Annotated in this window: 14 protein-coding genes; 5 read left to right on the forward strand and 9 right to left on the reverse strand. The window is 65.4% G+C overall.

The window, feature by feature from the left end; genetic code table 11:
- The first annotated feature begins 70 nt into the window (after window positions 1-70).
- Genes QRN07_RS16410 through QRN07_RS16420 form a run of 3 tightly spaced genes read left to right on the forward strand, consistent with a single transcriptional unit; the run spans window position 71 to window position 2,481 of the window.
- Complete coding sequence (locus QRN07_RS16410; protein ID WP_285241622.1) at window positions 71-1,240, forward strand: pyridoxal phosphate-dependent aminotransferase; 1,170 nt, start codon at window positions 71-73, stop codon at window positions 1,238-1,240.
- Window positions 1,241-1,245: 5 nt separating this feature from the next.
- On the forward strand, window positions 1,246-1,860 hold the full coding sequence (locus QRN07_RS16415) for a TetR/AcrR family transcriptional regulator (protein WP_285241623.1): 615 nt from the start codon (window positions 1,246-1,248) through the stop codon (window positions 1,858-1,860).
- A gap of 30 nt (window positions 1,861-1,890) precedes the next feature.
- Complete coding sequence (locus tag QRN07_RS16420; RefSeq protein WP_285241624.1) at window positions 1,891-2,481, forward strand: TetR/AcrR family transcriptional regulator; 591 nt, start codon at window positions 1,891-1,893, stop codon at window positions 2,479-2,481.
- 14 nt (window positions 2,482-2,495) lie between these two features.
- Here QRN07_RS16420 and QRN07_RS16425 read toward each other — a convergent pair whose 3' ends face one another.
- The 5 genes from QRN07_RS16425 to QRN07_RS16445 form a co-directional block, all read right to left on the reverse strand.
- Window positions 2,496-2,996: a hypothetical protein gene (locus QRN07_RS16425; protein WP_285241625.1), complete on the reverse strand. Its 501-nt coding sequence runs from the start codon at window positions 2,994-2,996 to the stop codon at window positions 2,496-2,498.
- A 1-nt stretch (window position 2,997) separates the two neighbouring features.
- Window positions 2,998-3,207: a hypothetical protein gene (locus QRN07_RS16430; protein ID WP_285241626.1), complete on the reverse strand. Its 210-nt coding sequence runs from the start codon at window positions 3,205-3,207 to the stop codon at window positions 2,998-3,000.
- 31 nt (window positions 3,208-3,238) lie between these two features.
- The gene (locus QRN07_RS16435) at window positions 3,239-4,297 is read right to left on the reverse strand and encodes an L-idonate 5-dehydrogenase (protein WP_056601135.1); all 1,059 of its coding nucleotides are present in this window, start codon (window positions 4,295-4,297) and stop codon (window positions 3,239-3,241) included.
- 1 nt (window position 4,298) lies between these two features.
- Entirely contained in the window at window positions 4,299-5,075 is a 777-nt protein-coding gene (locus QRN07_RS16440; protein WP_285241627.1) for an SDR family oxidoreductase, read from the reverse strand.
- 234 nt (window positions 5,076-5,309) lie between these two features.
- The gene (locus QRN07_RS16445; protein ID WP_285241628.1) at window positions 5,310-5,912 is read right to left on the reverse strand and encodes a TetR-like C-terminal domain-containing protein; all 603 of its coding nucleotides are present in this window, start codon (window positions 5,910-5,912) and stop codon (window positions 5,310-5,312) included.
- Between the two features lie 74 nt (window positions 5,913-5,986).
- Between QRN07_RS16445 and QRN07_RS16450 the strand changes: the two genes are divergently transcribed.
- Window positions 5,987-6,478 carry a DUF4188 domain-containing protein gene (locus QRN07_RS16450; RefSeq protein ID WP_285241629.1) on the forward strand — a complete coding sequence of 164 codons (492 nt, stop codon included), beginning with the start codon at window positions 5,987-5,989 and terminating at the stop codon, window positions 6,476-6,478.
- Here the strand turns inward: QRN07_RS16450 and QRN07_RS16455 are convergent.
- Window positions 6,457-7,278 (reverse strand): alpha/beta fold hydrolase, encoded by an 822-nt coding sequence (locus QRN07_RS16455; protein ID WP_285241630.1) that lies wholly within the window; start codon window positions 7,276-7,278, stop codon window positions 6,457-6,459. The genes QRN07_RS16450 and QRN07_RS16455 overlap by 22 nt on opposite strands.
- A gap of 73 nt (window positions 7,279-7,351) precedes the next feature.
- Between QRN07_RS16455 and QRN07_RS16460 the strand changes: the two genes are divergently transcribed.
- Window positions 7,352-8,053 carry a helix-turn-helix transcriptional regulator gene (locus QRN07_RS16460; protein WP_285241631.1) on the forward strand — a complete coding sequence of 234 codons (702 nt, stop codon included), beginning with the start codon at window positions 7,352-7,354 and terminating at the stop codon, window positions 8,051-8,053.
- Between the two features lie 22 nt (window positions 8,054-8,075).
- Here the strand turns inward: QRN07_RS16460 and QRN07_RS16465 are convergent, their stop codons facing one another.
- The 3 genes from QRN07_RS16465 to QRN07_RS16475 all read right to left on the reverse strand — a co-directional run bounded on the left by QRN07_RS16465 (window position 8,076) and on the right by QRN07_RS16475 (window position 12,552).
- A complete protein-coding gene (locus QRN07_RS16465) occupies window positions 8,076-9,632 on the reverse strand; it encodes a serine/threonine-protein kinase (RefSeq protein ID WP_285241632.1) in 1,557 nt (518 codons plus the stop codon).
- A 287-nt stretch (window positions 9,633-9,919) separates the two neighbouring features.
- Window positions 9,920-10,882 carry an alpha/beta hydrolase gene (locus QRN07_RS16470; RefSeq protein ID WP_285241633.1) on the reverse strand — a complete coding sequence of 321 codons (963 nt, stop codon included), beginning with the start codon at window positions 10,880-10,882 and terminating at the stop codon, window positions 9,920-9,922.
- 26 nt (window positions 10,883-10,908) lie between these two features.
- Window positions 10,909-12,552: a DUF5597 domain-containing protein gene (locus QRN07_RS16475; protein WP_285241634.1), complete on the reverse strand. Its 1,644-nt coding sequence runs from the start codon at window positions 12,550-12,552 to the stop codon at window positions 10,909-10,911.
- Between the last annotated feature and the right edge of the window lie 12 nt (window positions 12,553-12,564).

Consider the following 12,564-nt stretch of genomic DNA (forward strand, 5'->3'; position numbering starts at 1 on the left):
GAAAGCGGCACGGACCGTTCTCCCTGCGCCCCTGACTACCTCCTGCCTCCCTGTCTGAAAGGACACCGTCGTGACCACTCCAGCAGCACCCAGTATCCTCAGCTTCCCTCCTTCCGACGCCGTCCAGCGCGTGCTCCGGACGTCGCTGCGCGTCCAGCAGCCGCAGTCCAGCGGAGACCTGGTGTCCCTGGCCATGGGCGAACCCGACTTTGATACCCCGCAGCAGGTCCGCGACGCCGCGGCGAAGGCCCTGCAGGACGGCTACACCCACTACTCGCCGCTGCTCGGCGAACCGGTCCTCCGCGACGAACTGGCTGTGCGGATCGGCGCCCTGCTGGGATCCGCCGTCAGCACCAACGATGTGCTGATCACCCAGGGCGGCACGGCTGGGCTGGCCGCCGCGATCCTTGGCACCGTCAACCCGGGCGACAAGGTAGTCATCCCGGATCCCACCTACTCCCTCTACGCAGACCTGGTCAGCATGGCCGGCGGCACGATCGTTCCGGTGCCCCTCGCCACGAACCTGCACTGGGACCTGGAAGCGCTGGCGGGCGCCCTCGAGGGGGCGAAGATGTTTGTCTTCTGCAACCCGTCCAACCCCACCGGAATTGTCCACTCCCGCGCGGAGCTCGAGGCACTGGCCCTGATGGTCGCCGGCACCGACATCCTGGTCCTCTCCGATGAGGCCTACAGCGACCTGGTCTACACGCCTGAGCCGTTCACGTCCGCCCTGGAAATCGAGGGCCTCGCGGGCCGCATCATCTACTGCCAGACCTTCTCGAAGAGCTACGCCATGACCGGCTGGCGGGTGGGCTACCTGTGGGGTCCCGCGGACGTCATCGCCTCCGCAGCGAGGGTCCACAACACGTTCAATGGCTCCATGAACACAGCGGTCCAGCTGGCCGCGCTCACCGCCCTGCAGACCTGCGGGCCGGACATCGAGCGGATGCACGCCTCCTACGCGGCCCGCCGCGAGCTGATGTACAACGGCCTGAAAGACATCCAGGGGCTCACGGTCAGCTCACCGGAGGGCGCGTTCTACCTCTTCCCGAAGTACGACGCCGACCTGCCGGCCTCGGAAATGGTGGCGCACCTGCGCAACCACGGCGTGGCAGTCCGTCCCGGCAGCGAGTTCGGCCGCAACGGCGAATTCCACCTGCGGCTCTCCTACGCCGCCAGTGCCGAAGCCATCACTGCCGGCGTCGAACGGCTTGCGGCCGGCCTCGCCGACGTGAAGTAGCGCACTTGGCCACCACTGCCGCAGTTCCCGGACTGCGCAGCGACACGCTCCGCAACCGGAAGCTCATCATCCGTTCCGCCGGAAAACTGTTCGCCGAAGGCCACCAGGCCACCATGGCGGACATAGCCCGGGCCGCCGAGGTCTCGACCGCCACCGCGTACCGGCATTTTGCCTCCGTCGATGAGGTCCTGGCCCGCTTCCGGTTCGAGGTGGGCAGCGAACTCCTGGAGTTCAGCCAGCAGCAGCAGGCCACGGGGCTGGAGCTGCTGCGCCTTGTCAGCACCAAGTGGGTCACCCTGGTGGTGACCCACGGCCGCGCGATGGTCCACACCCGGTCCGGCGAAGGCTACCTGGCGCGGCTGCGTACAGGTGCCACGCACCTGACCGTCCAGGCTGACGCCCTGAGCGCGGCGCTTCGGGACACCTGCCTTGAACTCGGCGTGGATGACCCCGGCGATGAGGCCATGTTCCTGTGGAACGTTCTGTTCGATCCGCGCGAAATCTTCGACCTGATCGAGACGCTGGGATTGGGCCCCGACGAGACCGCCCGGCGGCTGGCAGCCACGCTGGTGGGGGCCTTGAAGGGCTGGTGCGGCCCGATCGGCGGGCCGAGGCAATAGGCTTGGTATGCAACAGAAAGGGGCCCGGGAATGCGAAGCGATACCCAACGTAACCGCAGGGAACTGGTCAACGCGGCCGGTGCACTGTTTGCCGCCCGGCGGGGGACCATCAACATGACGGACATCGCCAAGCACGCCGAGATCTCCACGGCCACGGCATACCGGCATTTTGCGTCCGTTGAGGATGTCCTGGCCGAGTACCGCTTCAACGTGGGCCACAAGCTGCGGGACTACAGCTTGAAGCAGACCACCAGCGGCCTTGAGCTGCTCGAAGCGGTCAGCCGCAAATGGGTGGACCTGGTGGTCAAACACGGCGGGGCCATGCTCTACACGCGTTCGGGCGAGGGATACCTCGCCCGGCTCCGGACCGGGGCTTTCTACCTCACCGTCCAGGCCGAGGCACTGCAGCGCCCGCTGGAGGAAGCCTGCGCCGAGCTGGGTCTGAGCCCGCTGGGGGACGAGGCAATGTTCCTCTGGAACATCCTGTTTGATCCCCGCGAAATCCTCGACCTGATCAACACCGTGGGCCTGAGTAAGAAGCAGGCCACTGAGCGGCTGGTGGCCGCGCTTCGGGGCGCCCTGGTTGGCTGGGACGGGAACAAGTCCGCGGGCACGGACTGAACTGAACACTGGTCCTAGTTCGCCAGCCGCACGCTCCGGAGGGTTATCCCGCGCATTTCGCGGCGGATCCTCTCGGGCGGAACGGCGGCCAGGGATGCGACTTCGAAGAGGTCCAGCTGGTCTGTCTTCAGCGCCATCACGGTAAGGGACCGGCGTCGTACTTCCAGCGCGCTCTTACGCTCGACGGCGGCAGCCAGGGCCTTCGTACAGCCGCGGATCGCTTCGAGGTGCGTCCCGGCCGGCCAGCCCGCCGGTTGCAGCTCCGTGTAGCCGGCGCCGATCCGCCGTCGAACGTCCACTTTGCCGACGCCCGCTGCGTCGGCGATCCTGGCCACCGATACGCCGTCGGCCAGGGCCTGGGCGACGGTGTCGTTCCGCAGCCTAAGGGCGCCGCGTACGCTGCTGTCCGCCTGCGCCACCTGCTGGCGGTTCAGTGCCAGTTCCTGGCGGAGCGTCTCCTGGTCGATGGGTTCGAACCGGCGGCGCCGGCCTGCCCGCAGCGGCTGGACGGCCACGCTAGTGCGTGTCCGCTTCCGGGGCCAGCACCCACACCACCGGCGCGCCGCCAAAGGAAGGCATAAGGCTGCCCTCGAAGAACACCTGGCCTTTCTGTGCTTCGCCGTTGGGGCTCCACCGGCCGCTGGCCGGGCAGTGCGCGCCGGTGACCGCCGTCAGAGCCCGGAGGGGCCGGCAGCGCAGGGTGGGTGCTTTGACAGACTGGATCATTTTCTTTGCTCCTGATGCCTGGGGTGCGTTGTTATTGGTCGCGGAACGAGATGAGCACCTTGCCGGACCGGGTGGGGTCCTTGGCAAGGTCGAAGGCCGCCAGCGCCTCCGTAGAGGGGAATTCGTGGGTGACCACCGGGTCCACATACAGTGAGCCGTCCGCGAGGGCAGTAAGCACGTCGTCGATCTCGTTGTTGAAGCGGAACGAACCGAGGAGTTCCAGTTCACGGGTGATGGCCAGCGAGATCGGGACGGGCTGATCGCCGCTGGGCAGGAGCCCCACCATGACCACTTTGCCGCCGCGCATGGCGCCGCGGAGGGCGGAGGCCAGGCCGCGGTGGTTGCCGGAGGATTCCAGTACGACGTCGGCCTGGACCGCCTCGATCGCGTCGGCATCAGTGGCCAGAATGGTTCCCGTCGCGCCGACCGCCTTGGCGATCTGGAGGGGAGCTTCGTGCACGTCGACGGCGACGATTTCGGCTGCTCCGGCGCGCTTGGCCACTGCCACGATGAGGCTGCCGATCGGGCCGCTGCCGATGACCAGGACCCGCTTGCCGGTGAGGTCGCCTGCCTGGGAAACAGCGTGCCAGGCTACGCTTGCGGGTTCGGCGAGGGCGGCCGCGCGCAGCTGCAGCCCGGCAGGAAGCGGCCGGAGCATCCGGGCGGGCAGGACGGCATACCGGCTGAAGGCGCCCTGGGTATGCGGGACGCGGGCGGCGCTGCCCAGGTAGGTGCAGCCGGGGGAGAGGTTGGGCCTGTCGGCGGGATAGCGGACGCCGGCTCCGCCCGGCGTGGCGGGGTGGACGGCAACGTCGGTGCCTGCTGCCGGGCCCGAGCCGCCGGCAGCCGCCTGGACTACAGTGCCCACCACTTCGTGGCCCAGCACCAGTGGAGCACGCAGGATGGATTCGCCGGCCGCGCCGTGGAGCCAGTAGTGCAGGTCGGAGCCGCAGATGCCGCCATAGGCGATGTCCACTACGGCCTCGTGGGGTTCGGGTGCGGCATGCGCGAGGGCTTCGATCCGGAGGTCCCCGACGCCGTGGACGACGACGGCCGGGCCCGTTAACAGATTCGTTGTTGTAGTTGCCATGTCAAACCACCACTGTCATTCCGCCGTCGATGAAGATTGTTTGCCCGTTCACGTAGTTGGATGCGTCCGAGGCGAGCCAGGTGACCGGCCCGGACAGGTCATCCACGGTTCCCCAGCGGCCCGCCGGGGTCCGGCCCAGGATCCACGAGTTGAAAGCGGGGTCGTCGACGAGTGGCTGGGTCATTTCGGTGTGGATGTAGCCGGGGGCGATGCCGTTGATCTGCAGGCCCTGGCCCGCCCACTCCGCGGTCATGGCCCGGGTGAGGTTGCGCAGTCCGCCCTTCGCCGCGGTGTACGCGCCGATCGTGGGCCGGGCGAGGTCTGACTGGACGGAGCCGATGTTGATGATCTTGCCGCTCCGGCGCTCCAGCATCCGGCGGGCGGCTTCGCGGCCCACCAGGAAAGCGCTGGTCAGGTCGGTGGCGAGCACCCTGTTCCAGTCGGCGGCGTCAAGTTCCAGCAAGGCTACGCGGTGCTGGATACCGGCGTTGTTCACCAGGATGTCCAACGGACCGTAGGTGGCTTCGGCATCGGCTACTCCCGCGGCCACGGCAGCCTCGTCGGTGATGTCGAAGGAGACCGCACCCACCCTGTCCGCACCGAAGTTTCCAGCCAGCTCTTTCCTGGTGGCTTCCAGCCGGGCCGGGTCCAGGCCGTGGAGCACCACGGCCGCTCCTGCCCGGGCCAGGCCGTTCGCCAAGGCCCTCCCGATACCCCGGCTTGATCCCGTAATCAGGGCGGTTCGCCCGGTCAGGTCAAAGGGTGACGGATGGTCCATGGAAGTGCCTCTTCTCGACGTTCACTGCGGATCTTGTGGTGCTTCAGCGCACCCATCGAGCCTACGGCGGGGCTGATTCAGAGTCAAGAACTATTTCTCATTTGCGAGAGATTTATAGTTTCAGGCCGTTTTGGTAGCGTCTGGCCAGCTGACAGGGCGGACGACTGCCGAACGCGGGCTTGCCGGTGGGGAACGTTCTGAATGGCGTCCACGCGCCTGTACCAGGATTTCCGGTCAGCTTGACGCCGGTCCGGACGTCGCCGGCACTGCCCAACTGCGGGCAATCGCTTCGAGGGCAGCGTTGTAGGCTGCGGCCCAGTCCATGCCGGGCGGTCCAACCTGGGCAAGTTCCAGACTGACCAGGCCATGAACCTGGCCCCATATTGCCGCGGCAACGATGTCGGCAGGTTCCTGGCGCCATCCGCCAGCCTGTTGCGCGGCAGTCACAGCTTCCTTGAGGGGTCCCATGGCATCGGTGGTGGTGTCCGGGCTGGGCAGGCACTCGGCGAAGGAGGCCAATGCGCCGCCGAACATCAGCCGGTACATTGCCGGATGACTCAGTGCCCAGTGCCTGTATGCGGTACCCAGCCCACGCAGCCCGCCCTCAAGCGCCGCCGCCTGGGAACTGCCGAACGAGCGGAACGCCTCATCCACAACTGCGGTGAGCAACTCGGATTTCCCGCCAAACAACGAGTAGACGGCCGTCGTTGACGTTCCTGCCGCCGCTGCCACATCCCGCAACGTGACTTTTGCCGGGCCACTCCGGTCCACCAACTCGGCAGTGGCCAGCAGCAGCTCATCACGAAGGGAACTGGTATGCACCACAGGTCTTGCCATGCCCACCACTCTGCCATAACCTTGTTTCGTAACGTCGTTACAAAACAAGAAGTGGTCACTTTGGAAGGCGCATCATGGGGCAACACATCTATCCCGGCCGGTACACGGCTGACCCCGGGCAAGACTCGGTGACGGTTTTCCTGATTGGGATGCGCGCCAACCGCTGGTGGAAAATCGGCAAGGTTGCCCACGTTGCCGCGGCAATGCCACGCATGCTGCGCCACCTTGCCCGGAATCCTGACGCCGGCATGCTCGGGGTTGAACAATGGTTTGGCCGGACCACGATGATGGTCACCTATTGGCGGAGCCCCGACCACCTGCGGAAGTTCGCCGCAGACCGGGACGCCCCGCACCTGGAGCCCTGGCGGCACTTTATGAAGGAACTGTCCGGAAGCGGGGACATCGGAATCTGGCACGAAACGTACCAGGTCCCGGCGAGCGGGATTGAGACGATCTACAGCGGAATGCCGCTCTTCGGGCTGGCGAAAGCCACCGCACAGGTCCCGATCGGTAAGGGAAAGCACACAGCCAAGCAAAGAATGGGTCATTCAGCAGGCGCTGCCTGATCAGCAGGTGGATCCACCTGCCGGGATCCGAGTGGCGGAATCGCCGGTGGGAATTCCGGCGCCCTGGTTCGGGAAGCCGCTGAGCGGATAATGCGGGCAAGCTCTTTCGGGCGGCTCCACATGGGCCAATGCCCCGTTGGAAGGTCGATGACGTCCAAGTGTTCGATGTTCGTGACTTCTACAAACATGGGGTGGCCGGTCCGTGCCAGATCGAGCACCTTCGCACCCGGAATCGAGCAGCACACCAGGGTGGTGCGGACCTTGCGGCGGGCCTCGTTCGTGAGCTCGACTGGCTGGCGGAGCACTGGCCCGGGTTCAGGGACCGCCCGTGACCGGAATCGCGCCAGGACTTCCGAGCTCAGACCTTCGAGGCTCGCCTGCTGCGCGAGCACATCGAAGGGCGGCAGCGGAAACTCCTCCACGCTCTCCGGGAAATCCGAGGCAAAGGCACTTCCCGCCGCCACGGGGCCGGAGTCAACCCACACCACTGCGTGGATTACCTCCGGGCGCCGGTCAAGGACCATGCTGACGGGGGCATTCGCTCCGCTGTGCGCAACGAGCGTAACCGGTTGAGCCGCGGCGGCGCCGAGATTGGTGATGGCTTGCAGGATCGCCGTCGCCTGATCCTCGAGAGTCTTCGTTTTGCGTTCAGGATCGTTGCAGTCAAGGCCAGGCAGCGTCACGGCCGTCGCGCGGGACTGGTCAGCCTCGAGCTCACTCAGGACTTCATCCCACGCCCATGCACCAAGCCAGTGCCCGGCGATAAGGACAATGTTCGTGCTGTTTGCGGTCGGTGTCATGGCACAACCCTCGCAGGCGGTACGGACAAGGGTATGTCACTATTTGTGTCATGAATTGGACCAGGTTTGAACCGTGAAGCGTGTGGAGCGCCTTCTTGCTTTGTCCGAGATGCTGCGCCGCAGCGGCAAGCGCGGCATTTCGGGCGAACGGCTGGCGAGGGAGCTCGAGGTGTCCGTGCGCACCATTAAAAGGGACCTCGACTCGCTGGAAACCAGCGGTGTGCCGATTTGGGCGCGCCCCGGTCCGGGCGGTGGCTACGGATTGGCGGCAGCCGTCACCCTGCCGCCCGTCACTCTTTCCCCGGCCCAGGCCGTGGCGCTCATGGCGGCCGTTTCCGCCGCACGCGATGCCCCGTACGCAGATCTGGCAGCAGCAGGTACCCAAAAAATCCTGGACGTTCTTGATCCCGCCACCCGGATGCGGGCGGACAGGCTGGCCCGGCGCATCTGGGTCAACGCGGTCCCCTCATCCTCGCGGGCAACCAGGTCGGCTCTGGAGCAAGGGATGGCCGAGCAGCGGGTGATCCGCATCCGCTACACGTCGGCGGATCACAGCACAACCACCCGCGACGTGGAACCGGTATTGTTCGCCTCCACCAACGGCCAGTGGTACCTCGTCGGGTGGTGCCGGCTTCGCGACGCGATACGGTGGTTCGCCGTTTCGCGCATCGAGCGGGCCAGCGTCACCACCACCGCATGCACCGGCCACACCATCGAAGAGGTTGGCGAACCGCCGCTGAATGCCAAGCCCGTGAACACCCGGGGACATGGCTGACTCAAGTGCCGCCGTCGTGCTTTCAGGGCTTGTTATGCCCCGGCGCACTACCTGATTTGCCGTTGTTACCGGCCGCATTCTCACCGACGCCACGCCCCGGCGTGGCCGGGATGCGGTCCCGTTGCTGCGGTGCAGCGCCGCTGGAATCGAGTTCCGCGGCTGCAGGTACGGTAACCGGCGCGGGAGCTAGAGGTTCAACGGCGGGCAACGGCGCCGGGTCGGGGCTGCCTTCCGGGAGCGCTTCGGCCGTTGAATCAGCCGCAGCGGGTGTCAGGGATTGCAGGTCGGTCCGGACCAGTCGGACGGCTTCGGTGATTGCCCGGTAGTTTTCAAGCGTCATCCCGCTGCGAAGTGCTTCGTCAACTGCGGTCTTTTCGAGTTCTTCCACGTAGGCCAGGGCCGCCTGCTGATCATTGGCGGTTACCGCTTGCCGGACGTGCCCGAGGATTGTCAGGAGCCTATCGGATGATTCGATGGCGGATTGGAGTTGGTCGAGATGGAAGTCCAGGGGATTGTTTTGTGGTTGCATTGCGGGTGTTGCTGATGTGGTTTGTTGCTCGGTACCGCTGCCGCCCTGCGGCGTGGCTGCGGTGGCTCCGGCAACAAGAACTGCTGCCAGGCATACGGCAGCGATGGCCCTGCGGCGCCTCGTCCGCGGTGCCGGTAATGGTTCCGGTGAGCCCGTGGGGGCACGATCCGGTCGTGGTGGCAGTAGCGGGGTTTGAGGAGCTGTAGGGGTTCCGCCCGCCAGAGCCAGGCGCCGCAGGGAAATGGTGGCCTGGGCGGCGTCCGGCCGGTCCCGGGGATGCCGGGAGGTCATCGCAGCCAGCAGTGCCGCCCAATCCGGACTGATGCCCGTGGGGATGGCCGGGTCGCGGTTGAGGCGGGCAACACCGGACTCGATCGGGGTGCCGGGAAACTCCACATAGCCGGTGAGGCACTCAAGAAGGACCAGGCCCAATGAGTAGACGTCGCTCGCGCCCGTCAGTTCTCCGCCGAGGGCCTGCTCGGGGCTGAGATACGCTGCGGTCCCGACGGTCCGGCCGGTGCCGGTCAGCCGGTTTTCCTCCATCACGCGGGCGATGCCGAAATCCGCGAGCTTGGCCCGCCAGCACTTGCCCACCGCTCCATTGCCGGGCTGGTAAAGCAGGATGTTGCCGGGTTTGATGTCCCGATGGATCACGCCGCGGTGGTGGACATATGACAACGCCGAGGCCAGGTCTGCTCCCACGCGGGCAATATCCTCCGGTTCCAGGACGCCCTCGCGCAGCTGCCGGCGAAGGTCGGGACCGGAGACATACTCCATCACCACGTAGCTGCGGTTCGCGACGGCGTCGCTGCCGGCGTCGAACAACGTCACCAGCCCTGGGTGGGCCAGGGAAGCGAGGATCCGTATCTCAGCGTCCTGACGGGCGAGCAGTTCAGGATCCCCGCCGTCGCGGGTGAAGACTTTCAGGGCCACCTCCCGCCCCAGCGACTCGTCCACGCCCCTGTACACCGCGGCGGCAGCCCCCCGGCCCACCAACTCGCGCAACCGGAACCGGCCACCCAGCAACTGCCTGCTGTCGGTTGGTGGCATCACACCTGTCAAGGGATCTCCGTATAACAATGCCGGCGTGCGCAGGCCCGGGCGTTGTGGTGTTCCAGGGTTTGGATACCGGAGTTGCACGAGGACTGGCTCTGGGCGGTGGCGGCAGTTGGTACGGGCGCCTGCTTGGGAGATCATCTCAATTCCGGCAGCACCCGCCAAGAAGGAAGGCTACTTATCAATTACAGAGTATCAGCCGGGGGAGACTGGTGCGGGGTGCCGGCAGAAGTACCCCCGGTGCCGGCCCTGACGGGCATCATTAGCGCAGCCTTTGGTGGTCAGGAACTCTTGGGCCGTAGCCTCGCTGCGATTCGTTCCAGTGCGTTGTCGACGGGAGCCATCGTTGCGGGCAGGTTCAGGAAACCGTGAAGCATTCCCGGAACAGTGACCTGCTTGACATCAACACCGCGGGCTGCGAGCAAGGCACTGAATGCTTCGCCTGAGGCCCGCAACTCGTCATATTCGGCATTCAGTACCAGTGTTGGCCCGAGCCCGGCCAGTTCGGCGTTGGCGGGCATCGCGTATCCAGGAATGGGAACGCCGCTTGAAGATCCAACGTAGTTCTCTGTTGCCGACCGGATCATCTGCGGTGTCAGCCTCATGGCATCTGGCAGTTCCGTCAATGCGCGCCGGAGTGACTCCGAAGGATGAGGAGGTTCGGCGTGCATCATCGGATAGACCAGCACCAGCTGGTCCGGCACCCATCCGTCCTCGTCCCGGAGCCGCAGCGCGGCGGCAGCGGCCAGATTCGCACCAGCGCTGGCGCCACCCGCAGAAACCGATGTGATGCCCAACTCCAGCATGTTTGCCTGCACCCACCGGATAGCGGCAACGACGTCGTCAAGGGGTACCGGGTACTGCACACCGTTGACGGCCAGCCGGTAGTCCACACTCACGATTGTTGCCGACGCCCGCTGAACCAACTGCCGGGCAGTCCAGTCGGCCTCTTTCGTGTCCAGATCTCCGAACTGGAAGGCTCCGCCGTGCATCCACACTAAAGCGTGTGGGGAATCGGCTTCCTTGTTCGGTTCTACAGGGGTGTAAATGCGCAGCGGTACCGGGCCATGCGGGCCGGGCACTGACACCATACGGGTGGCGGCAGCCGGCGGGGGAGGAGCGTCCGGGTAGGCATCAAATGCTTCCATCTGTGCCCTCATGAGCGGCTCGCTAAGGCCTGCTTCCAGGGACGGAATGCCCGCCAGCAAGGGCAGCCGGACGGCGATGTCGGGGTGAAACGGCATAGGGTTCCTTTCGAGGTTAACGGCCTTCAGCTGGCGGTGATGAGGAGCCGGACCCTCACGGCAGTGATGTGCTTATCGGAAAGGATCTCAAGTCGCTCGTCCCCATTGATGAATCGTCCCTCCCGCAACCCCGCATCGGTCACCACCAACTCCCTCACCGAATCCAGCTCAACGTCACAGCCGGGCTTGTGGAAGTCCACTTGCGCCCCCTGGCCCACAACGATGAACTCCGCGGGGTTGATCGCCAGCACCATCCCGAAAGGACGGACGTCTCCTGGTGTAGGGCCGTGGGTGGCGGCAACCGTTTCTTCCGCGAGTTCCGGGGCCGGCGGAACCCGCACGCCTGCGTCCAGGAGCATACCCTCGAGGAGCTTCCTGGAATTCCGAACAGTAATTGTCGTACCCACCAGGCCGTTGCTGAAGGATTCCTCGTCCTGTTCAAGGGCGAACCCAAAAATCCGACCGTCTCGCTGCGCGTCCACTATCTCGGGAGTAAGGCAGGTAATGATGTTGCACACTGTGCTGAATTGGTTGCCTTCCCTGCCCTCCTCCACCCCGAAGACGCTGTAGCCGAAACCTCCAAAGCCGCCAATTGCCAAAAACGCATCCCCGGCGCGGAAACGCGCTTCAGGTATGAACAAGGGGTTCGAATCCGAGGCGTACTGGCGCATGACTTCTGCCGTGTTGGGAACATAGATATCCGGCGCCAGGAAGTCGATGGCCGGCGCCGCGGTCCTCCATACCGGGAGCATGCCGGCCGTCGGCCCGCCACTTGGGTATTGGCCGGCGAGTTCCTGCCCACGTTGTGGCCCGATCCAGGCGTTGGCGTAAGCGGGGAGCGGCAGTACCTCTTTTCCCGCAGCCGCCAAACCGCCCACAAAGGATGCGAACCCCCACGCCATAAAAGTTTCCTCAGCAAGGGGGTTGTCATCGCCGAAGTGGTCCCCCCAGCTCATGGTGCGGTCCGGATTCGTGCCGAGAGCCTGCACAAACCCGCGGGCGAAGGAATCCGGGTCCTCGGAAACCGCAGTAATCAACTCCTGTGGGAGGGGTGCATTCCAGGTGGCTTCCGCCACTGCGCTGTGGTCCCTTCCTGCGCCCAGCAGTCCCACTTCATTCTCTACCTGGATCATGATGACGGTATGGTCCGGATCGATCAGGGCGACGTGCTTCAACAAGGCAGCGTAGGCAGTCCGGTCCGCTTCGAAAAGATTGTCCGAGAAGACGGACAGGCTTGGCCGCGGCATGGATCCGGGATAGGAGAAGGGGGTCTTCAGAGGTTTGGTGCCCCTGTCCGCGCGTGGAAACCGTTGGCGATCGGCGCGGACCCAGCTGGGGGCATAGGTGGAGGAAGCGTTCTTGAATGCGCCAAACCAGATCATCACCAGGCGGACTCCCGCGGACCGGGCGTCTTCCAACAATCCGTCCACGATCGAAAAGTCGAGGTGCCCCTCGACCGGTTCCACTTGTTCCCATGACACAGGAGCGATCACAGTATTGATCCCCGCCTTTACCAGCTTGTCCCAGATGGGCGACATGTAATTCCGGTTCGAAGCACTCGAATTGTGCAGCTCGCCTCCAACGCAGAGGAATGGCCTGTCTTCAACGATGAGCCGGGTGTGGTTGCCTGTCCGCTCGAGCCGCGGGAAGTTCTGGTGGGGCATGGTCATGGTCCTCATTGC

The organism is Pseudarthrobacter sp. MEB009, assembly GCF_030208875.1.
Classification (GTDB): domain Bacteria; phylum Actinomycetota; class Actinomycetes; order Actinomycetales; family Micrococcaceae; genus Arthrobacter.